The sequence below is a fragment of the Clostridium sp. MCC353 genome (assembly GCF_018785315.1).
In the GTDB taxonomy this organism is placed as follows: Bacteria; Bacillota; Clostridia; order Lachnospirales; family Lachnospiraceae; genus CHH4-2.
On record NZ_WQPN01000109.1, the window covers coordinates 104,765 to 127,310 of the forward strand.

The 22,546-nt window shown below is 47.0% G+C and carries 19 protein-coding genes and 1 pseudogene; 5 read left to right on the forward strand and 15 right to left on the reverse strand.

The window, feature by feature from the left end:
* Window position 1 precedes the first annotated feature (1 nt).
* The 7 genes from GPL15_RS18760 to GPL15_RS18790 form a co-directional block, all read right to left on the reverse strand.
* On the reverse strand, window positions 2-1,468 hold the full coding sequence (locus GPL15_RS18760) for a sulfatase (RefSeq protein ID WP_215700230.1): 1,467 nt from the start codon (window positions 1,466-1,468) through the stop codon (window positions 2-4).
* Between the two features lie 69 nt (window positions 1,469-1,537).
* Window positions 1,538-2,281, reverse strand: coding sequence for an ABC transporter ATP-binding protein (locus tag GPL15_RS18765; protein ID WP_215700231.1), 744 nt, complete (start codon window positions 2,279-2,281; stop codon window positions 1,538-1,540).
* A gap of 12 nt (window positions 2,282-2,293) precedes the next feature.
* Entirely contained in the window at window positions 2,294-3,070 is a 777-nt protein-coding gene (locus GPL15_RS18770) for an ABC transporter ATP-binding protein (RefSeq protein WP_215700232.1), read from the reverse strand.
* Entirely contained in the window at window positions 3,043-3,834 is a 792-nt protein-coding gene (locus GPL15_RS18775) for an ABC transporter permease (RefSeq protein ID WP_252198500.1), read from the reverse strand. Before GPL15_RS18775 ends, GPL15_RS18770 begins: the two co-directional genes overlap by 28 nt.
* Window positions 3,831-4,619: an ABC transporter permease gene (locus GPL15_RS18780; RefSeq protein WP_215700233.1), complete on the reverse strand. Its 789-nt coding sequence runs from the start codon at window positions 4,617-4,619 to the stop codon at window positions 3,831-3,833. Before GPL15_RS18780 ends, GPL15_RS18775 begins: the two co-directional genes overlap by 4 nt.
* Window positions 4,620-4,882: 263 nt before the next feature.
* Complete coding sequence (locus GPL15_RS18785) at window positions 4,883-6,046, reverse strand: ABC transporter substrate-binding protein (protein ID WP_215700234.1); 1,164 nt, start codon at window positions 6,044-6,046, stop codon at window positions 4,883-4,885.
* A 370-nt stretch (window positions 6,047-6,416) separates the two neighbouring features.
* The gene (locus GPL15_RS18790) at window positions 6,417-7,433 is read right to left on the reverse strand and encodes a LacI family DNA-binding transcriptional regulator (protein ID WP_215700235.1); all 1,017 of its coding nucleotides are present in this window, start codon (window positions 7,431-7,433) and stop codon (window positions 6,417-6,419) included.
* A gap of 369 nt (window positions 7,434-7,802) precedes the next feature.
* Between GPL15_RS18790 and GPL15_RS18795 the strand changes: the two genes are divergently transcribed.
* The gene (locus GPL15_RS18795) at window positions 7,803-8,789 is read left to right on the forward strand and encodes a LacI family DNA-binding transcriptional regulator (protein ID WP_215700236.1); all 987 of its coding nucleotides are present in this window, start codon (window positions 7,803-7,805) and stop codon (window positions 8,787-8,789) included.
* A 118-nt stretch (window positions 8,790-8,907) separates the two neighbouring features.
* Here the strand turns inward: GPL15_RS18795 and GPL15_RS28105 are convergent, their stop codons facing one another.
* A complete protein-coding gene (locus GPL15_RS28105) occupies window positions 8,908-8,964 on the reverse strand; it encodes a hypothetical protein (RefSeq protein WP_346345003.1) in 57 nt (18 codons plus the stop codon).
* Between GPL15_RS28105 and GPL15_RS28110 the strand changes: the two are divergent.
* The 3 genes and pseudogenes from GPL15_RS28110 (at window position 8,940) to GPL15_RS18805 (ending at window position 12,869) form a co-directional block, all read left to right on the forward strand.
* Window positions 8,940-9,128, forward strand: a pseudogene (locus GPL15_RS28110) (DUF6783 domain-containing protein). The gene GPL15_RS28105 and the pseudogene GPL15_RS28110 sit on opposite strands and share 25 nt — an antisense overlap.
* Window positions 9,129-9,322: 194 nt before the next feature.
* Window positions 9,323-11,377 (forward strand): sucrose-specific PTS transporter subunit IIBC, encoded by a 2,055-nt coding sequence (locus tag GPL15_RS18800; RefSeq protein WP_215700237.1) that lies wholly within the window; start codon window positions 9,323-9,325, stop codon window positions 11,375-11,377.
* A 31-nt stretch (window positions 11,378-11,408) separates the two neighbouring features.
* Window positions 11,409-12,869, forward strand: coding sequence for a glycoside hydrolase family 32 protein (locus tag GPL15_RS18805; protein WP_215700238.1), 1,461 nt, complete (start codon window positions 11,409-11,411; stop codon window positions 12,867-12,869).
* Window positions 12,870-12,930: 61 nt separating this feature from the next.
* On the opposite strand, the gene GPL15_RS18810 is transcribed toward GPL15_RS18805, so the two are convergent.
* The 5 genes from GPL15_RS18810 to GPL15_RS18830 form a co-directional block, all read right to left on the reverse strand.
* Complete coding sequence (locus GPL15_RS18810) at window positions 12,931-13,770, reverse strand: MBL fold metallo-hydrolase (RefSeq protein WP_215700239.1); 840 nt, start codon at window positions 13,768-13,770, stop codon at window positions 12,931-12,933.
* A gap of 57 nt (window positions 13,771-13,827) precedes the next feature.
* Window positions 13,828-15,006, reverse strand: coding sequence for an enolase C-terminal domain-like protein (locus GPL15_RS18815; protein WP_215700240.1), 1,179 nt, complete (start codon window positions 15,004-15,006; stop codon window positions 13,828-13,830).
* A 111-nt stretch (window positions 15,007-15,117) separates the two neighbouring features.
* A complete protein-coding gene (locus GPL15_RS18820; RefSeq protein ID WP_215700241.1) occupies window positions 15,118-16,389 on the reverse strand; it encodes an SLC13 family permease in 1,272 nt (423 codons plus the stop codon).
* 123 nt (window positions 16,390-16,512) lie between these two features.
* A complete protein-coding gene (locus GPL15_RS18825; protein WP_215700242.1) occupies window positions 16,513-17,424 on the reverse strand; it encodes a LysR family transcriptional regulator in 912 nt (303 codons plus the stop codon).
* A gap of 112 nt (window positions 17,425-17,536) precedes the next feature.
* The gene (locus GPL15_RS18830; RefSeq protein ID WP_215700243.1) at window positions 17,537-18,736 is read right to left on the reverse strand and encodes a hypothetical protein; all 1,200 of its coding nucleotides are present in this window, start codon (window positions 18,734-18,736) and stop codon (window positions 17,537-17,539) included.
* Between the two features lie 1,207 nt (window positions 18,737-19,943).
* On the opposite strand from GPL15_RS18830, the gene GPL15_RS18835 reads away from it, so the two are divergent.
* Window positions 19,944-21,164 (forward strand): MFS transporter, encoded by a 1,221-nt coding sequence (locus GPL15_RS18835; protein WP_002584949.1) that lies wholly within the window; start codon window positions 19,944-19,946, stop codon window positions 21,162-21,164.
* 80 nt (window positions 21,165-21,244) lie between these two features.
* Here the strand turns inward: GPL15_RS18835 and GPL15_RS18840 are convergent, their stop codons facing one another.
* A complete protein-coding gene (locus GPL15_RS18840; protein ID WP_002575858.1) occupies window positions 21,245-22,045 on the reverse strand; it encodes a helix-turn-helix transcriptional regulator in 801 nt (266 codons plus the stop codon).
* Window positions 22,046-22,123: 78 nt separating this feature from the next.
* Window positions 22,124-22,387, reverse strand: a complete 264-nt coding sequence (locus tag GPL15_RS18845; RefSeq protein ID WP_002575859.1) for a hypothetical protein — start codon at window positions 22,385-22,387, stop codon at window positions 22,124-22,126.
* Between the last annotated feature and the right edge of the window lie 159 nt (window positions 22,388-22,546).

Here is a 22,546-nt window from a genome sequence, read left to right on the forward strand (position 1 = left end):
GTTATAAATCGATCCTTTCATAAAGTTCGGCCGGCGCTTCATTTTCCTGCATCAGCCGTTTCATGGCGCCCTTTAAGCGCTCCTCGGTTTCCGGATCATCGACCGGACTTAACTGCTGCGGGTCCTTTTCCAGATCAAACAGCAGATCGCCGTACTTCATATGGCGTTCAAACCAGTAACAGGAATTATTGGGCGAAGTGTCCCCGCTGGCAGGTATCTTCATAACCGGCGCCCCTTTTGTGAATGAAAATTCATTGGTCAGCGTCCGGTCCGCCTCCTTCAGTTCCGCAACTGAAAATGGTTCGAACATATGAAGCGGCACCAGGGTATAATTGTTCAAAAGCCCTTTTTCAGCGCTGCGGCCGCTTCTCATATACACATATCTTCCGTCCGTAATATTCACATGTTTTCCGAAATATCCGAACAAAATGTAATCGTGGATTTTCTTGTGCTCCCCAACCACCGGCAGCAGGGACATGCCCAGCATATCCTTCGGCTTTTCAATGTGGAAACAGTCTAATATTGTGGGCGCGATATCGATGGTCTGGGCCAGCTCATCCCTTCTCTCCCCGTCACATCCCAGACCCGGGTGATGCAAAAAGAACGGCGTATGGGTGATCTGCTCATAATTGGGCATGTAATTCTTCCCGAAATACCCATGCTCACCCAGCAGATAACCATGGTCGGTATTTACAATCAGCATGGTATCTTTCCACATATCATGTTCGTCCATGAAATCCAGAAATTTCCCCAGGTAATGATCCATCATGGAAAGCACCGCCCGGTAATTCAGCCTGGCTTCCTTTACCTCTTTTGACTCCTCTTCCACTTCGCCGTAAAACGGCCAGTCGAAATCCGCCTCCTGGTCCGTATACATTTTTTTATACTTATCCGGCACGAAATAGGGTTCATGGGGATCGAAATATTCGATATGAAGATACCAGTTGTCTTTACCGCAATTGTCCTCTAAAAACTTCATGCCCGCCTGATAGGTCTTATAATGGGGATGGTTTTCTTCCCCCTGCATTTCCTGTCTGTTGATCCCGTCCTGACGGTGGAGGTCCAGGTTTTTCTCAAAACCGTCCACCTTTCCGGCCCAGAAATCCCCTTCCTGTCCCCGTATCATTTCGCAGGAAGAGAATTTGGTGTGGTAGGTGCTGCCCCCTTCCTGCCAGTAATGAGCATGGTCTGTCACGCAGTGGGAATAAATTCCGTGCTCCCCCAGGATAGCGGGCATGGAGTCGTCAAACGGTTCCAGCGGCCCCCAGCAGCGGTGCATGAAATTATACCGCCCGGTGTGCAGCTCCCTTCTGGCCGGAATGCAGGGCAGGCTGCCCACGTAAAACTTATCAAATGTCACTGTTTTTTCAGCCAGCCGTTTAAAATTAGGTGTTATCGATTCCGTATCACCATAGCAGGGCAGATAGTTCCGGTTAAGGGAATCGTACATAATCGTTATTGCCTTCATCTGATCCTCCGTCATTTTTTATTTCTGCGCCTTACTAATGCAGTCCGGCACAGTTTGTGTTCCGGTCGCTTACCACCATTTAATCAGTTCCGTAACTTCATTTCTCAGTTTTACGAACTCCGGGTCTGCAATGTCCCTTGGACGTGGCAGCTCATTGATAATCGTGGTTTTTACCGTGGTCGGCTTGTTGGTCAGAATCATGATCTTATTGCCCAGATAGACCGCTTCTTCTATGTTATGGGTGATAAAAAGTACGGTTGTTTTGGTCAGCTGCCAAAGTTTTACCAATTCATCTTCCAGCTTAAAACGCAGTTCAATATCCAACTGTCCATATGGTTCATCCATCAGAAGCAGTTCCGGTTCCGTGGCAAATGCACGGGCAATGCTCACCCTCTGCAGCATGCTGGCGGAAAGCTGTTTGGGATAGTATTTTCTGAATTTTGTCAGCCCTACGATCTCCAGGTATTTTTCCACCTGCTCTTTTTTCTTCTGTTCCGGTATCTTTTTGATATCCAGGCCAAAGCTTACATTTTCCTCTACAGTGAGCCACGGCATGGTGGAGTCACCCTGGAAAATATAGGCGATGTTCTGGGTCTTAGGGTCTACTTTTTGTCCGTTCAACAGGATCTCGCCCGATGTGATATCATATATCTTCGTCAGACTGTTTAAAAATGTAGTCTTTCCACAGCCCGTAGGCCCTACAACACACAGCAGATCCCCGTCCGCCACATCGAAAGACATATCATCAAGAACCAGCAAATCCCCAAATTTCTTTGTAAGATGGTTAACTTTCACTTTTACTTTTTCGCTCATTTTCCACCTCTCCTATAATGTGCTGTCCATGATGCCGGTAATGGTCTTTCTCAGTTCCAAGAACTCCGGCGATACCAGGTTTCTGGGTCTCGGCAGGTCAATGATATATTCCTTCTTAACCGTTGCCGGACAGTTTGTGAGCACCAGTATCCGGTCTGCCAGATAGAGGGCTTCTTCTATATTATTAGTGACAAATATTACGGTCCTCTTCTCCGCTTCCCAGATTCTCTGCAGTTCTTCCTGCATCAGGTAGCGGGTCTGGGCGTCAAGGGCGCCGAAGGGTTCGTCCATCAGCATCACTTCCGGTTCATTGCAGTAAGCCCGGGCGATGCCCACCCTCTGTTTCATGCCGCCGGAAAGCTGTACGGGAAATGACTTCTCAAATCCCTGAAGCCCTACCAGGTCAATGTACTTCTGGGCCTTTTTCTGCCGTTCCTCTTTGCCGACGCCGGCCACTTTCAGGCCGTATTCTACATTCCCCATGGTGGTCATCCAGGGGAAGAGGGCGGTTGACTGGAATACAACCCCTCTTGAGGGGTCAGGTTTTTCCACCAGCTTATCCCTCATCTTGATCTGTCCCGAACTGACCTTTTCAAAGCCCGCAATCAGGTTGATGATCGTGGTTTTGCCACACTGGCCCGGTCCGAACAGAACTAAAAATTCATTTTCTTTCGCTTTTACATTGAAATTCTTGACGACTTCGTATTCACCATTGGGCGTAGGAAATGATTTACATACGTCAACACACTCAATTACTGCATTTACTGTCCGCTCTTGTTCCACCGGCATAAGATCTCCTCCGCTTTTCTCATAATAATTGCCAGGATGTAGCCGACTACGCCAATCATCACAATACCCGACAAAATCTGAATCATGTCATTATTATTCATTCCTGCTACGATCATCCAGCCAAGACCTTCGGACGAACGCACCATCTCAGCCGCCAGAACCGTCGCCCAGCTGCTGGAAATAGCCACCTGAAGACCTGCGAATATGGCCGGAACCGATGCAGGCAGTACAATTGTCATAAATATCTGGCTCTCTTTGGCCCCCAGCATCCTGGCCGCATTGACCACCTCCGGGTCAATGCTCTTGGCCCCCGCCAGGGAATTGAGCGTGGTGTTGGAAAATGACGCCAGAAAGATCAAAAAGATCTTCGCATTTTCACCCAGACCAAACCAGATTATGGAAATCGGTATCCAGGCAATAGGCGGAATCGGCCTGATAATCCTAAACAGCGGATTGAAAATGGCATCGGCCATGGGATACCACCCCATCAATAGACCTAAGGCCACGCCCACAATAGAACCGATGGTAAAACCGATCATAACTCTCATCAGACTGTAACCTACATGGACCATAATGCCATGTTTTCCTACTTTACCCACAATCCCTGCGCCACACGCCTTTAAAACTTCCACCGGCCCTGGTATTAAAAGCCCTAAAGTAGTCGCCTTAGTCCCCCACAGCCAGAGCGCGAGGAATAACCCGATGGAAATACAGGCAGCCGCTGTGGATATGACTTTATCTGAATTCATCGCTTTTTTACTCATTTCACATTCATTCCTTTCGCAACTTTAACCTCAACGACGTGCAGCAGGGCGTCAAATGCAGCGCCCACCGCTCCGATGGCCAGCATTCCGACAATGATAATATCCGGTCTGGAAATGGCCCTGGCCTGCTGGATCATATAACCCAGCCCCTTGGTGGATGCCAGAAGCTCTGCCGCAACCAGCGCGGTCCAGGATGTTCCAAGGGCAACTCTCAGTCCGGTAAATATCATGGGAAGTGCGGTTGGAATGGCGATTTTAAACAGCTTCTGGTGGTCGGATGCCCCAAATACGTCGCCAACCCAGAGATGAAGCTCTTTCGTCTGCCGGATTCCCGTATAACTGTTAACAACGCAGGCGATCAGCGCTCCCAGAAAGATAACCAGCGCTTTGGAAGTAATCCCGATTCCGAATAAAAGAATGAACATGGGAATCCAGGCCAGTCCCGGAATCGGCCGGATTAAATCGAATAACGGCCTCACAAAACGGTCCACCCATTTATTCCATGCCATAGCGATTCCCAAAGGAACCCCTACAACGGCTCCCAGCATATATCCGAACAATGCCACCTTGATGCTGGCCCAAAGATGCTGGGTTAATGTGGCCCCGTCAGGAGCTTTTGTATAAAACTTTTGTACAAATGTCCGGAAAACCTTCATAGGCCCGGGAAATACTGTTTCAGATTTCATATGCAGCACATTAATGCACAGATACCAGATAAAGATAACCACGCAAATGGATGCACAGGAAACAGCCAGATACTTTAACTTTTTACCATTTTCTTTCATATGCTCTCCTCATACAAAACTGCCTTTTTGCTGCAAACGGGATTCAGCAGACTGCCAAATCCCGTTTTTCTATCCCGGATACATCTTCTCTATGCCCCGGCTGTTTATTTGTAACAATTCAGACGGCTAATCTTCTTGACCGAAAAAGCCGGTCAAGAAGCATCGGATAATCATCCGATGTGAAAATTGATAGAGAAAGCTGCTTACAAGCGAGCTTGACGCTGCTTTCTTTATCAATTTTCCCGCCGTCTGAACTGTTACGTTTATTTTGCAGCGCGGGCCTTTACATTCTCAATCAGTGTTGAATTGATGCTGGCTTCTACCTTCGGGAAATCGTCTTTTGATATAACATCCTGATCCACATAGAAGCTTCCGATATCCATCATGAACTGACCCAGTTTGTTTTCTGACGCAACCGTTTCCCGTGTATAATAATCTTTTACGGAAATCTCTGTGTCCATGTCGGATTCGCTGTAATTGATGCCTTCTTCCGCGTACCATTCCATAGCCACTTTTCTTCTGTTGGCTTCGTCCTTCATAAGGTCTTCACAAGCTCTGTAATAGCAGTCCAGGAATAATTCCAGATCGCCGCTTCTCTCTTCCATAACCTTGTTCTGGGTGAAAATGGTATCGATGATCGGGCTGTCGGATACCATGTTCATATCACATACTTTTACATATCCCGCTTCTTCCAACTGGTTGGTATATGGCATCTTGTTGGCAACCAGATCGCCTTCGCCGGTAACAAATGCCTGATATGCCTGAGGATAATCCATGGAAACCATGCTGAAATCATCGGTTGTCAGGCCAAATGTCTCCATATATTTGATCGCCTGATAGTGTGCCGTCGTAGCCAGAGGCCCTAAAATAGAAGCGCCTTTTAATACTGCCGGGTCACCGATAACCCCTCTCTCATTGGGAGCCGCTTTTGCGAAGTCACTGTCCGCTCTCGCATAAATAGATTCTCCTCCGGTGGTGATTACGCCGTCGCCGATATATGTATACATGCCCGTTGCCAAAGCATAAACCGATGCCATACCGCTGACCGCCACATCCAGGTTTCCAGCCGCCATAGCTTCATTGATCGGAGCGCCGGTTGCAAATATCTCGATCTTCACGTCCAAACCTGCATCTTTAAAATAACCCGCGATATCGGCCTGATGAACCGGAAGTCCCAGAGAGTTTGCCATGGTTCCTACGATCAGCGTCTTACCAGATGCCACAGGCGCGCCTGCATTCTCTTCTGCTTTTGATTCCGCTCCGCCCTCAGCTTTTGTCTCTGCCTTGGATTCTTTCGCTGCTGCTGCGGTTGTCTCCGCCGCTTTTGCCGTCGTGCTGTCATTTGCCGCTGGTTTTGTTCCGCCGCAGCCCACGCCTACGGCCGCCATACTCACTGCTAATGTCAAAGCTAAAATTTTCTTTTTCATGTTCTCCTCCTTGATTTTATGTGCTTTATCCATTTTGAATACGTATTCATTACATAATTCTTTTATAACACCGCCGAATATGTTTGTCAATAATTTTTAAAAATTTTCTTGTTTTTCTGTGCTGTTTGTATATTTTTTAACAGTGTCGGCGGTTTTTAGTGTTGTTTTGTGTGTTTTTTCAAGCTATTTTTGTTTAATTTTAGTTTTATTGCACAATTAGTGCGTTGAAAGCAGTGCGGATGCCTTTGGGAAGATAAGAAAAACAGAGATGACGGTTCATAAATAACGAACGCTGGAGATATCTCCATAAAACCAAAAGGGATGTAAAAAACTCCTCTAAAACGAGGACTTATTTTACATCCCTTTAATTTCACTCATTAATTGTCGTTTCCCGGATCACCAAATGTGGTTTCACCCACTCCTGTATAAAAATATCCTTCTTTTCAATCAAGTCCATTAACAGCCTGCATCCTCGTGAAACCATTTCTTCTACCGGAACATGGATGGTGCTCAAAGACGGCTTTGTCCATGTAGCCAGTGGAATATCATCCATCCCTATAATTTGTACATCTTCCGGAACCCTTATTTTATAGTCCTTCAGCGCATTCAATACGCCGATACCCAATATATCGCTGTATGTAAAAACAGCGGTTCTCCTGCCCTGGAATTTTTCGATATTTTCGCCTACGCATTCATAGGCCGACTGCATGCTCAGATTGCAGTAAATGATGTCTTCCTGTTTCATTTCACAGCCGTATTCCTTCAGCCCGTCATAGTACCCGTTAAAACGGCGGTCCGCATCCTCCGTCTCTTCTCTGACCGTAATGAACATCTTATGGTAGTCCGCGAATTTCCCCAGATATTTTCCAGCCAGATAACCTCCGTAATAACTGTCTGAAAACAGGTAATTCAGATTCTCCCGGATGTTCATTCCGGCATTCATCATGAATACGCAGGGCACCTGATACTCTTCGATCAGCTTCATTTCCGAATCGGAAAGCTCCATTCTCAGGACGATGAAACCGTCCACTTTCCGCTTCTTGATAATCCGCTCAAAGCTGGAAAAATCGTCGGATTCATGGTCATAATAAATTACCATAATATCATAATCGTACTGGTTCATCTCTTTCTGGATATAATCATAGAGATGAGCCAGCATGAGATTGGAATTCATGCTGATAAAATGTTTCGGAAACAAAATTCCAATGGTATCCGTCTTGTTGGTTCTCAGGCTTTTAGCCTGACTGTTTAATACAAATCCATATTCCTCGGCTTTTTTATGAATATAGTCCCGTTTTTCTTTGGGAACCAAACTGCTGTTGTTCATTGCCCTTGATACCGTTGACTGAGAAACCCCGATCAATTTGGCAAAATCTCTGGATGTCATGTTCTTACTAATCCCCCTGTCTCTTATTCCCGTTTAACCCTATTTTTACCCTCTTTCGTAACGGTTCAGACAGGTCTGAACTGTTACGCATCCAGCCCATTAAATCTGCCTGCAGCGAGGGGCTGGATGCCTGCAGGCGGTATATCTTCCTGACCGGATAAGCCGGTCAAAATACAGCTGTTACAATAAATTCTATCACCACTCGATTTAAAAGTCATCTTAAAATAAATATCATTCCCTGAGAAAAATAGATGTAATAGTTCAGACGGCTCATTTTCCGTCTACCCATAAAGAATTTTATGACGTATAATAAAAATACCATTGAAAATCATAGGAATCCTTTTTAAACTATTACCGGAAGTGAGAATTATGTCGAAAAAAATTACCATGGCCGATATTGCCGAGATGTCCGGCGTCGGAAAAAGCACCGTATCCCGCTATTTTAACGGCGGATACGTAAAGGAATCAACAAAGAAGAAGATCCAGGAAGTGATCAGGGCCCAGAACTACGAGCCCAATACATTTGCCCGTTTAAATGCCAAAAACAGCAATGTGATCGGCGTCGTCGTCCCCACCCTGAATTCCAAGATTACCAGCCGGGTCATCACCAGCATCGACCGGTATCTCCGGGGGCAGGGTTATGAAACCATTATTAAAAATTCCGACCATGACACCAACCTGGAACTGGACAATTTAAAACGTTTAATCAGCCTGAATGTGGACGGAATCCTCTACAGCGCCATCAATATCACAGAAGCCCATAAGCATTTAATCCAAAACAGCAGCATACCAGTTGTGGTGCTGGCCCAGGATTACGACGAGGGGATCTCCGTTGTGGACGACGACTACCGCGCCGGACGGTTTGCCGGGGAGTATATCGGAAAAACAAATCCTGGCTTCGTGGGGTACATCGGGGTGGATGAGAGCGATATTGCCGTAGGGATTAACCGCAAACAGGGCGTTTTGGACGGTTTAAAGGAATACGGGATCAACACCCCCACGGTGCTGGCCGGGGATTACAGCTTTGAAAGTGGACAGGCTCTCACTGAGAAACTGCTGGAACTGGGAAAACCGGATGCGGTCATATGCGCCACAGACCGTCTGGCTTTCGGCGCCTACCGGGTTTTAGAACAGCACGGGCTTCGGATTCCTGAGGACGTTTCTGTAATGGGATTCGGCGGTTATGACGAGAGCACTCTTTTAAAACCCCAGCTTTCCACAATCAAATTCGATTCCTATGCCGTGGGATATTTAGGAGCGGAAACCCTGTTAAAAATCATCCGCGGGGAACCCGTACCCCAGAAACAGACCGTTGGATTCACTCTCATTGAGGGGCAGAGTGTTAGACAATTATAATGTGCAGCCGCTATATTTTTGTATGGTCTGCGCGGGGAATCTACAGACCTGTCTGAACTGTTGCTTTATAGCAGCTCAGACAGGTCTGTACTATTGCAAACAGCAACAGTTCAGGCGGCTAAAGCGTGTCTGAAAATTGCTTTCCGTCAGATGTGCGTCCCAGTTTGTAGGAAATTTGGGCCAAATGAAGGGCACATAGCGGGCTGTTTAACCTGAATTTGGTCCAAATATACCGCAAAATGGGGCGTACAGATGACGGGAATGAATTTTCAGACATGCTCCAATTTTCTTGACCGAAAAAGCCGCCTTTTTGTCAACTTTCCGCCGGCTGAACTGTAACTGCTGGATCATTCTTTTATACAAAGTCTCAGTCTTATACATGATGCACAATTTCTTACATGGAATTTCGTGCATCTTTTTGTGGTATCGATACCACATTTTTGTTTGACAAATCCTTTAAAATGGTATATTATCTAATTATGGAACCGATACCACATTGAAACTATATAAAATCTTAATTGGAGGGAATATTTATGGATTATGGGAGAATCGCCCGCGAAGTCATTGAGAATGTCGGCGGAAAGAGCAACATCAAATCAGTTACCCACTGCGCCACCCGTCTCCGTTTTCAACTGAAGAATAATGATCTTCGCAATGAGGACGTAATCAGCGATATCGAAGGGGTGAAAGGGGTATTTTTAACCCAGTCACAGTTTCAGATCATTTTCGGCTCCGGCCTGGTTAATCTGATCTGTGATGAAGTCCAGAAGCAGCTGGGCACTCTGGCGGATACGAAGGATGAGCCGGAGGAGAAAAAGGGGAACCCCATCCAGCGCTTTGTGAAGATGCTCAGCGACATTTTTGTGCCGATTATTCCGGCCATTGTGGCAGGCGGTCTTCTTATGGGTCTCAACAACCTGCTGACCTCCGCCCTCATCGACGGCCGGTCAGTGATCGAATTATATCCCCAGTGGCAGGGGCTGGCTGCTGCGATCAATACCTTTGCCAACGCTCCATTTACATTTCTGCCGGTGCTGATCGGGTTCAGCGCGGCCAGGAAGTTCGGGGGCAATGCATTTCTCGGCGCGGCCATGGGTATGATCATGGTCCATCCCGACCTTTTGAACGCTTATCAGATCGGCCTTGCGGAACCGCCGGTATGGAATATCTTCGGCTTCGAGATCGCGGCCATTGGATATCAGGGCACCGTACTTCCCGTTCTGGCCGTATCCTGGATTCTGGCCAACATTGAAAAGAGACTTCATAAAGTGACCCCAAGCTGGCTGGATAACTTATCAACTCCATTGCTGTCCATCCTGATCACCTCCTTCCTGACCTTTATCTGTGTAGGTCCGGTTCTGCGTGAAGCGGGCAACCTGCTGGCGGCGGGAATCACTTGGGTATACAACGTATTAGGACCTGTGGGCGGCGCTCTGTTCGGATTCGCCTATGCGCCCATCACCATGACAGGTATGCATCACAGCTTTATCGCCATTGAAACCCAATTGATCGCGGAAAGCGCGGTTACGGGAGGAAGCTTTATCTTCACAACTGCCAGCATGAACAACGTGGCACAGGGCGCTGCTGTTATCGCAGTCCTGCTGCTCACCAAGAATGACAAGATGAAATCCATCTGCTCCGCATCCGGTATTTCCGCACTTCTGGGCATTACGGAACCGGCCATGTTCGGTGTTACCCTCAAGTTAAAATATCCATTTTACGCGGCCATGATCGGATCTGCCGCAGGAAGCGCTTATCTCGCATGGACAAAGACCCTGGCTCAGGCCCTGGGCGCTGCCGGACTTCCCGGATTCATCTCCATGAAACCGGAACATTACCTGAACTTCGCAGTCGGACTGTTGATCTCCATCGGATTGTCATTTGCGCTGACCTGGATATTCTGGAAAAAATTCGGGCTTGATAAAGATGAGGCAAATGCAATGAATGCTAAGGCACAGGCTGGAGCAGGAAGCGGAACTTTGAATCCGGCTGTTACGGGAAATGCTGCGGGAAATATTGAGGAGTATGTTAAGAAGGCTGTTAAGGGGGCTATTGGGCCAGCTATTGAGGAAGATGGCGCTGAAACTGCTGCCTGTGATGCACAACATAGTGATTCCGAATCTGCTAACCATAACTCCGACGACGACTTATACTCCCCCATGAACGGAGAAGTTCTCCCGGTAGAGCAGTCCGAAGACCCCATGTTCGCATCCAAGATGCTGGGCGACGGCATCGCTGTCAACCCATCGGACGGAACCGTTTACGCTCCCTGCGACGGAACTTTGACCCTGTTATATGAGACAAAACATGCCCTCGGCATCACCACGGACAGCGGTATCGACTTATTAATCCATGTTGGAATCGATACCGTACAGATGAAGGGAGAAGGATTTGAGACATTTGCGGCCCAGGGCGACCGCATCAGAAAAGGCCAGAAACTCCTGGCCGTGGATCTGGATCTCGTCAAAGAAAAGGGCTACAGCGCCCAGACCATGATGATTCTCCCCCAGGCAGACGGCATAACCGTCAATGTCTTCCCTGCTGCACAGGCCGGACCGGAAACCAAGGTCATGACCCTGCACAGATAATTCCATCCCCGCCTTGAAAGGAGCACCCCCTTTGAAGAAATACGAAAAGGTTTTTAGACATGACTATGAGCAGTGGTATCAGGAACAGGATACGTACCGGAAAGAGGTGGCAGATGATTCCCGCCGGCTTCATTTCCACCTGATGCCGGAAACCGGATGGCTGAACGATCCTAACGGCCTCTGCCAGTTTAAGGGCGTCTATCACATTTATTATCAGTATTCCCCTTTTGAGCCCACAGGAGAGCTGAAGCTCTGGGGCCATTTCACCACCCGGGATTTCGTCCACTATAACCAGGAAGAGCCCTTCCTCTATCCCGATACGGACGCGGACGCCCATGGGGCCTACTCCGGTTCCGCTTTCGTGGAAGACGGTAACATCCACTATTTTTATACCGGCAATGTAAAACAGTTTGACCGGGAAGATTATGATTACATCATGAGCGGACGTGTCAGCAATACCATACATTTCACCAGCGCTGACGGTTATCACATCTCCCCCAAAGAAGTGATACTGAATAACAGCGATTACCCCTCCGACATGAGCTGCCACATCCGTGATCCTAAAATTCTGAAAACCGGCGGCGCCTATTACATGGTTTTAGGCGCCCGGGACGCAGAGAGCCGGGGGATGATGCTGATGTACCGCTCCGACGACTTAGAGCACTGGACATTTTACCAGAAGATTCAGACAAAAGAACCCTTCGGCTATATGTGGGAATGCCCGGACCTGTTCTATCTGGACGGGCAGCTCTGCCTGATCTCCTGCCCCCAGGGAGTAGAACCCCGGGGCGTGGATTTTGAAAATATCCACCAATGCACTGTCATGAAGATGGATTTCGATTTTGAGCACAATACCTACGAAATCGATGACGTAAAAGACATCCGTCTGCTGGACAGAGGCTTCGACTTTTATGCCCCCCAGACATTTGAGGACGAAAAAGGGCGCAGGATTTTAATCGGATGGATGGGCATTCCGGATGCGGACTATACAAACCCCACCGTTTCATCCGGCTGGCAGCACGCCCTCACCCTTCCCCGGGAGCTTCATTTTAAAAACGGACGGCTGATCCAGGTTCCGTTGGAAGAACTGAAGGAGCTCCGCCGCAGCAGACATACCTGTGAGGTGGAAAACAGCTTCTCCAAGCCGGATTCTCCGCTTGTCTATGAAGCGGAACTCGCATTTACCTCCTGTTCCCATATGGAAATGACCCTCAGGGACGGGGTCAGACTGATCTGGAAAGACGGATTGATGACCCTGGATCTTGGAACCTGCGGCGCGGGGCGCACCTGCCGGAAAGTGGAACTCAATGGACTGCGGGATTTGAGGATTTTTTCAGACACCACTTCGCTGGAGATATTCGTTAACGGCGGGACAGAGGTGTTTACCAGCAGAGTTTACGGGGATTGCCCGGACTTGGAACTGAAAGGGGAGTTTAAAGGAACCATTGACTTTTATGAGATAGGGGAGTTTCAGATAAAGGATTTACACTAAAGGGTGAAGGCATTTCGCGAAATGCCTTCACCCTTTAGTGTAAATCCTTTATCTGAAAAACCTAATATTTCCCGGGATAATAACTCTTAACGCAATCCGCCCGGTCAATCAGGATATCATGCCACGCATAATCCGCCACGAACACCCGGTAATCATTCCCATCCTCCGGTATATTCGGCTCAATATTCCCATGGTTCAAATGGCTTGCCAACGCAATATCCACCTTCCGTTCAGCCAGCTCATAACAATCCTTTATAAAAATATGAGCCAATTCCTCAGGATACCCGTTCCTCTCCAGCGCCTCCGGTTTCATGGTCGCCGCACCCAGGCCTCCGTGCATAGCGACATGAAATGTTTCACCGGTCTCTTCATCCGTATCATCAAAGAAAAATGCCGTACACCCCGGCGTATGCCCGGGAACCAGTTTTGTCTCTATGGTGAAACGCCCCAAGCTGATCGGTTCATCATCATTAAAAAATGCATCCACTTCATATGGCAGTGTTCTCATAGGTTTAACATCATCTTTGTGAAGCTGGTGCTGCACTTCATCCTCTTTTGAAAGGTAAACTTTTGCTCCGCACATTTCTTTTAACAGCCTTACCCCATTGGTGTGGTCGCCGTGGTAATGTCCAAGCAGGATCAGCTTAATATCCTTAGGATTAAAACCCAGGCTCCAGATGGAATTTACCACCAAATGCAGATACTGTTCCATGCCCGTATCCAAAAGGATCAGGCCGTCGCCGGAATCCAGCAGATGAACGCTGACATCGTCATTGCATCCAATGCTCCACACATGGGGGGCCACTCTGAAAGGTTTCACAGTGTGTTCCCATATCTTATCCAGCTCCTGCAGAGCCCTTTTTGCCTTTACCGGCGCGTAAAAAAATCTTTTTTCTTCCATTTTTCCATCTCCTTTTAATCGCAGCAGTTCAGAACCGGTCTGAACTGCTGCTATGAATTACCCATAAAAATACTGAATTCCGGCCAGACAGCCGTCTTTTTCAAGCTTTTCAAAATCCACCCTGACAGGGATGCCGGGAATATCCGGGAGATACATCTTCCCGTCTCTCAGTTCACTGTGAACACAGTAATAATCTTCCACATAATCCTGGTTCGGTTTATGAAACTCAATCAATTCCCCTTCTTTCATCAGAGTTCCGGCCAATACGCCCGGAAGATAACCCTGCCCGCTGGTAATCCGGCAGCCCTGACTCCGGCCATATTCCATCACCCTCAAAGCCTCCGCCAAGGTATAGAAAAATGGCACCGGCTGGAGAACTTTCACCCCAGAACGTATGTAGGATTTAAAGGTATCAAAAGACTTTGCGGACTCCCCCATAGCAATGGGAACGTCAATATTTTCCTCTTTCATCATCATTGCAAACTTGCCAATCTCGTCCATCTCCTGGGCCTGAATCGGCTCTTCGTACCATTCGATGTTATAAAAGTGGGCAGCCCGGACAAATTCCATACAGGTTTCGGCATCCCATGACTGGTTGCCGTCGACAGCAATCTTAAAGTCATCCCCCAGGGCTTTGCGGACCAGTTCCATTCTGCGCACATCCCGCTCAACATCACTAATTCCGATTTTAAACTTCGTGCCCTTAAATCCCGCCTCCTTGATTTCCAGCAGTTCCTCTACCAATTCTGTATCCGTCCGGAGCACGGAACCGCCGCCCTTGTAAACATCGCACCAGTCCCTGTCCGCTCCCAGCATCCAGTGAAGAGGAACCCCGTGTTTCCTGGCAATCAGATCATAGATCAGCATTTCCGTCTGGTACATAGCCCCGAAAAACTGCGCCCCGGCCCTTTCTTTCCAGTAAAACAGTTTTCTCCATTCCAGATTGGTCCTGGCCTGCCCGTCCTCAAGCATCATAGGGATAAAGATCTGCCAGACCGCTGGGGAAACAAGCCCTTCCCCGCAGCAGCCCTCATCATCATATATTTTCATCCAATTGGGAAATGCCCAGTCCCGGCTCACTTTACCAGTTCCGTCTTTCCACACCTTTTCCCTTGGTTTCCTGTTAAAGCTATATAAAACCGCCTTTTTAATCCTGATTTTATCAGGAAATGCCAAGCCCTCATTGATCTTCATTCCAATATTTTGTTCTATTATACCATCAATTTTATATATCATTTGATTTTTCCTTTCCAAATGTACCCCCATCTAAATGCCGGGCCGCATATTCTCCTGTAATCCGTATCCATGTTTAAGGCAGCCTGTCCCGCTCCTTTCGCAGCGCCTCCCTTACAGTGGGAACATAAATGGAATCCAGATCATGAACACAATCAGATAAATGAGCCAGCAAAAGAGGCCGCCCAGCCAATACTGTTTCGTATTGTATTTTCCATGTTCATAACCCAGCACGGTTACTGTAGATGCCATTGGAGTGCACATGGCACAATTGGAGCCAATGAGGACAGCCAGCACAAGTGCGGTAGCGCTCCATCCATTGGTTATCGCCGTAATGACAGCAATGGGGCGGAAAATATTATTCACTGCGCTGTTGGACATAAACTGGGTCAGCACAGAGGTGACGGCAAAAAATACAAACAGAACAAAGTATTTGTTGTCAGACCCACCGAGAAGGGCGTTAACTATATTTCCGATCACCTTGTCGCCTCCGGTTTTCGCCAGAGCGGTCGCCAGAGGGAGCATGCCGACCTGAATCATGATAACGGTCAGCCCCATGTGATTCGGCACTTCTCTCGGCCCTATAATTCCGAACAGCACCATTGCCAGCGCGCCGATCAGCGGAGGGACCACATTATCACCGCCGGTCAGGGACATGAATACCAGACCTGCAATGGTGAGAACAAAAATGATGATCGCTGTCTTTTCCTGTTTTGCCGACAGGCTGGATTTCTTCTCTTCTTTGGCTTCCGCCACGTAGTCGGCTTCAATAACAGGTGCAAACCGGTGGTTAACCAACACAGCTCCTGCGGCCACGGCAATTCCAATGGGAAGTTTTGCAATCATTTGAGTAAAAAATGTGAATTCACCCGTTCCACCCAATTCAGTGATCACTTGGTTAATCATATTGTAGCCGCCTGCATTTCCGCCCAAGGGAATCAGGCCTGCCCATACCTGGGCAATAATCGCGCAGCTCTGCATGAATTTGCTGACCGGACGGTCATTTTCCTTACATACGGTGATGATTAATGGGATCAAAATGGTTAGAGTTGTAGTACCATTTGTAAAACAGGTTAACAGAAAAATCATGATAAAAAAACCGAACATAATTTTCGTATCGCTGGCCCCGGGTTTAATCATGCTGCGGCTCAGTTTGGAAATCAGGCTGGTTTTTGAAAGGCCGTGGGCCACCAGGAACATGGAGGCCATAAGAATAACGGATGAGTTGGTAAGCCCCGACCAGGTTTCTTTAAATGTCAGTATTCCGGACGCTTCCAGAATAATTGCCGCCATCATCGCAACCGTCGCAATACGAAATTTTCCACTGGAAAGCAGAATAATTACCAGAAAGAACGTAAAAAATGTAAAATACATTTGCCAAGCCATTTAATAGATACCTTCCTTTTCAAGTAATATGCACTGCGCAGTACATTGTAGATAATTTGAGTATAATGAAACCTCAGATATTTGTACACTTGGCAATTTCAATTGTATTATTCAAAATTTAAATCATTCGCATTCCTTCCAATATTCCTTGGCCATATTGATAAAATCCCTGGATGCACGGCTCAGATATTTCCCTGGTTTATGCACGGCCACGACCTTCAAAATAGGATGAGAGGTTAATTTAAAGCTGATAACCCCTTCCGGAAGTTCTTTTTCGTGATATTCTTCTATCACGCTGCAGCAAAGATTCTCTTCCACCATGGACATATTCAGCAGAAATCCCCCGCTTTGAGAGTAGAGCTTGGGCGCAAATCCTGCCTGTTCGAATAAATTGGTCAGTATTGTATGGTTAATACCTGCCTGGCTGCCCAGAATAAAATACTCATCACGGAATTTACTCAAGTCAACCGTCCGCGTCCCATCAGCTTCTGTAATGACTTCCGATCTCATGGGATTATCCTTTGACATAACTAAAATCATTTCAGCCCGTCTCAGTTCCTCAGTCACTTCCTTACCGGTCCAGGATTCGCCGATGGTCATAATTCCGAAGTCCAGGATACCGGAACCAACATCCTTTTGTATCTGCCGCCCAAATGCTTGGGAAACCTGTATCCTTATCTCCGGATAAGCCCGGTGAAACTTCTTATAAACCCATGCCATCATACGCCCGCCGGTTCCTGGCGTCACTCCGATTGTGAGCTGTTCCCGTTTAGTCTGGGCTAAATCTGAAATCCTGGCATAGGCCTCCTTTTTTATATCCAGTAATCGTTTCCCGGCCTCCACGTAAATCTCTCCGGCTTCCGTCAGCTTCCAGTTATTCCTGTTCCGGTAAAACAGCCGTGTCCCCAGCTCTTTTTCCAGGTTTAAAAGCTGCTGGTTTAACGCAGGCTGAGAAATATATAATTTTTCAGCCGCTCTGGTTATGTTCTCTTCTTGGGCAATGTTCAAAATATTTTCAATCTGCCGTAAATCCATAGTCTTCTCCTTTTTGAGCGATGTACCAGACACCCGGCGGCATGGAAACTTTGCCAGGCCCGCGGTTTTCTCCGCAAAGCTGTTTATGTTTAATAAACTTATTTGCAACAGTTCAGAACCGGTTCTCAACAAGCAGATCATGTACTTTATGCCTGAAAATGTATGTAACATAATCAAACAGATTGATATTAACCACAGGGGCCGCGCCCAGTATTTCATTGGGCGCATCCGGATTTAACAATGGAATGCATCTTCCGCTGTAAAATTCATTGGTCTTAGCGTATCCTTCATGCAGAAAAGAAGAACGCTGGCCGTATCCGATGTTGGATATCTCCTTTGTCAAAAACTCATTTAAATAATCGGAGCACAGGTCCTCCACTTTTTTTCTGATTTTGTATTTCAGATTCCCGCATACCGGACAGGTTTCCGCCTTTTCTGTCCCGATATTTGACAGCGGCTCCAGTACCGAAATAAGCATCGTATTTGCCATATCCACATATCCGGGTATATTATATTTAGCTTCACGCAGAATATCATCCAGCATTAATTTGCCGCAATAGGCCTCCTGGGCGGCGTTTAAAATCAGCCTGATTGTTTTTCCGTAACTATCATGATCCAGTACGATGCGGAACAGATCAAAAAAATCCGGGATCAGCTCCCCAGTGACCGGGTTTTTAGTTTCATCAAAAAAATAATCCACCCAGTCAGGGTCATAATTGGCCCATTCATTTTCTATATATTCCATATCTTTTACGATACTGTATTGATTCTTCAGTTCAAACTGAAAATTCGTATATACGCAGAGCAGATATCTCAGATAGTTAATTTTCTGCGTGGCGACATAGTTTAAATCAAACCGGCCAAAAGCTTGTACGCTGAAAATCACCTCTGTAACATTGTTTTTCCCGTCCATCGAAGCAGGCCGGACTATAATATTTTTCCTGCACATCCCGGAAAAAGAGATATCCTGGCATAAAAATGTGACCCGGATATCATAATCAGTCAAATCATCATGACATTTAACCGCTTCTTCAAGCGCCGCCGCCACAATATGGTGAGTTTTTTCATTATTGGTTGAAATATAGATATTTTGGATCAGGCCTTTGATCTCATAATCCAGCCACATTTCCCCAAATGAGCTCATCCCAACATAAATCGTGTTTCCGGTTCTGAACGGCTGGAAATGCCATGCGACTTTGATTTCCTTAGATATCTCGTTGTAGAATTTGCGGAGGAATCGATTGCTTTCTTTTATGCTTGAAACAGAAACTTTTTGCTTGATGTCGGCATCTTTCCATGGGATATCGGACATTGGTTTTCTCGCTTTCTAAGGGGTGGATGAAGAGGAGATAAGATATTAGGTTAGCAGATCTATTATAGCAAAAATGAGTGTTAAAAAACAGTAATGGCACTCTAAAAAATTCCAATATACATCGTATTTTAAAGCAAATGGTTAATAATAACTTTAGGTCAGTTTACAAGGAACTACACGCAGACCGTGAAACGGGCTGCTGACAACAAACGGCGCTATGCTCCCGGCTGGGTGCATAGCACCTGTTTGTTGCGGGGGTTTCCAAAGGGGGCAGCGCCCCATTTGGCACACGACTTTGCGGAGCAAAGTGTAGTGTGTTATACGCTCTGTCGGCGTTGCCCTGAAAATACCGTTGCCGCCGGGGAGGGCAAGGGCATTTGACGCGGCAGGAAAGCAGGGCTTTGTTTGGGGCTGGTAAGCCGGAAACAAAGGGCTGATTTCAGCAGCAGACAGGGCGTATTATGAAAGCCCCCGTCCCTCGTCCTCCGCCCCCGGCCTATGGGACAAAAAGTCCCAAAGCTCTGGACACCGTGACCAGATGTGTGGCCACACTCCGGGAAAAGTAGCAGGACGGCAGGAAACCGTCAAGGCTGAAATGAATGGGCTGACGCCCGGCCTTGACCGTTCCCCGCCGCCCCGCTGGATGGGTGGACAAGGTGGCCAATCCCTAAAAGTGTTTGGCCGCACTCGTTCATTTTGGGGCCTTTCTTCTCCCAAAATTGAAATGGGCGGGAAAGCCCTAAAATGGCTTTCCCGCCTTGATTACCCATTAGCAAAGACGGGCGAGACTGTCAACGGCGGCGCTGAAAGCGCCGTTCATCTTGACCGTTGACTGGCTCGCCTGGCTTTGCTACTGCCCGTAAGAGATGGAAAAACAAGATGGAAAACAAGGTTAAAAATGGTTGACAAGTCTATCGGATGTGTGTTATACTGTGCGACAGTTTGAGATTGGAAGGAGGCTTACGTGTGTTAATTTGTGTACGCTAATAAGCAATAAAAAGTAGAAGTACCTTTCCACATGATGGTGGGCTTTTTTTGCGTGCGTATGCAAAGGAACACGTAGGTTTGACACGAGCAGTCTTTGAACTGTATCGTGGTGTTTTTTCGTGCTTTGTTGTTATGCAGGCGTCTGCCCTCTCTGTGGGACAACGCCTGCTTTTTATTGCAGAAACAAAGGAACAATGCAATAAAAAAGGAGGTTCGCATTATGACCCAAAACAACAATTCATGGAGAAAAACTTATTTTACACTTCTTGCCGGACAAGCAATATCCTTTATTAGCAGCGGTATTTTGCAAATGGCCATTATCTTTTATTTGGTTGCGAAAACTAATTCTGCAATCATATTGACGGCGGCAACACTGATTGGATTTTTGCCGCAAGCCTGTTTAGGCCCGTTTGCAGGTGCTTTTGTTGACCGGCACAGCCGTAAAAGCGTAATGATTGGTGCGGATTTGATAATTGCCGCCGCTGGCGGTATTCTGGCGCTGGTGGCGTTTTACATGGAATTGCCCGTATGGTCTATTATGGTTGTCCTGTTAATCCGAAGTGCGGGAACTGCTTTTCATTCTCCAGCATTCAGCGCAGCAACACCTATGATTGTGCCAAAAGAGGAACTTACAAAATGCGCTGGTTACACGCAGACCATGCAAGCAGTAAGTGCGATTATCAGTCCAGCTGCCGCAGCGTTTTTATATGCTGTTTGGCCTCTTAATGCAATTATATTGTTAGATATTGTGGGTGCAATCCTTGCCTGTGTGACTGTTGCGATTTCGTCCATACCAACGCCTGAACTATGTCCAGAAACGAAAAGACAACAGTTTTTACAGGATATGAAAGAGGGGTATGTGGTATTAAAGCAAAACAGGGGCCTCTTTGCTCTGCTCTGGATTGGTGTAATTTATATGTTCTTTTATATGCCAATCAGTACGCTTTTTCCTCTCATCTGTATGTCATACTTCAAAGGAACACCGGCCCATGCCTCTGCCGCTGAAATTGCTTTTGCGGTTGGTATGCTGCTTGGCGGAGTCATTCTGAGCATTTGGGGCGGTTTTAAGAAACGGCGGTACACCATCGGTCTTTCCGTTCTCCTGATGGGCGTTAGCAATATGCTCTCCGGGCTTTTGCCGCCAGACGCATTTCTTGTCTTTGTTGTGTGCTGTACTGTTATGGGAATTTCCGCTCCATTTTACGGTGTGCAAAATGCGATTTTTCAAGAAACGGTCAAACCAGAATATCTGGGGAGAGTTTTTTCTCTACTGACAAGCGCCGCTTCCCTCGCCATGCCGTTTGGCCTTGTCATTTCCGGGCCTCTGGCGGAGCGGCTGGGAGTTGAGAAATGGTTTGTCATTTGCGGAATTGGCATTATCATCGTTGCGCTTGCCGTATTTTTACTACCCGGTTTGAGAGAGATTGACAATACGCAATAATCAACTGCACCTTTTTCTATTACTAAACAAAATGCCTGGATGGTGGTTCTGAAAAACCAGAACCGCCGTTCAGGCATTTTTTATCTTCGTCCTCTCTGCGGTTTTGGATTCTTCAGCAAGTCGGATTTTTCCGCAATCTTTTTCAGCCACTTCCGTTCTTCTACTGACAGCTTCCTAAAATTCAGCTTGAGCCGTTTGCAGATAAACGCCAAGTACGCTTGTTCCGTGTCGCTGTCCTGGCTGACGATTTCACCAGCAGTTTCCAGCATTTCTTTTAGCGGGTTATCCTCTGGGACGCTGAAAAAATCGTCCTTGTGTGTTTCCCGCAGAGCAAGGGCAATCCCGTTTATGTCCCGTTGTATCACATAGCGGCAAAACTCGTCCTCATCAATATGGGCGGTGATAAGCTGTCTTAACTGCGTATCACTCATGCCAGGATTATGCTTTTTTATAACAGTTGCGCTCATCGTGTCCACTATGGCGTTTGCACCCTGCGCCTGTTTCAGTGCCGTTCCGTTCACATAGATTTCAAGGTCAGCCATCAGCCGGGGGAAATCCGGGTGCGCCGCCAGCTCACACAGCAGGGTATTGTCTATCCTCCCGCTTTTCAGCAGGTCAATCATTTCATCACTCAAACGCAGGTCTGCAAGATCGGCGTTTGGGTGATTTTTCATTTCAGACAGCCCCAGCAGATAATCAGCGGTCACACCGTAAAACTTCGCCAGCCGGATAAGGGCATAGTGGCTGATGTCCTTGAAGTCTTCCGTTTCGTAACTGCCCAGCGCAGACTTGGAAAGCCCGGTCTGCTCCGCAAGCTGCCCCAGCGTCAAGCCACGCTCCACACGTAGGTCTTTTAATCGCTCTTGTATGGATAAAGACATATTCACCCTCCTTGCTAGCTCAACGAAAGAGAAGCCGTTATGCTATGTACTATGCTCATAGCATAACGGCATAGGCATTTACAGTTTTATTTTACCATTTGCTACATCTTCACGAAATTTATCAACAAGCTTCGCTGTCAGCTTGGATTTACCGTAGTGTTCAAGTACAAAAGTACGATAACTTTTTCCATCTACAAGCACATCACTTTTTCTGGTCAACAACCAATTTCCGTTACCTCCTCCCTGTTCTCTAATATTCCAGTCTTTCCCATATCTTTTATAGATTTCATCTTTTTTACCTTGAACAGACATTGATTCGCTTGGAATATAAACAATTTGCATAATAGCTCCTCCTTTATTTTGTGCAAGAAGACCAGAAACCTGAATTTGTCTTTTATCTTTTTTTGATTATATCACAAATCCGAGAGCGTGGAAATAGGGAGTTTTTCAGGCTGATTTCCTACCTCTTGGATATACGGCACAGGCGGTCAAAAAGGTGTA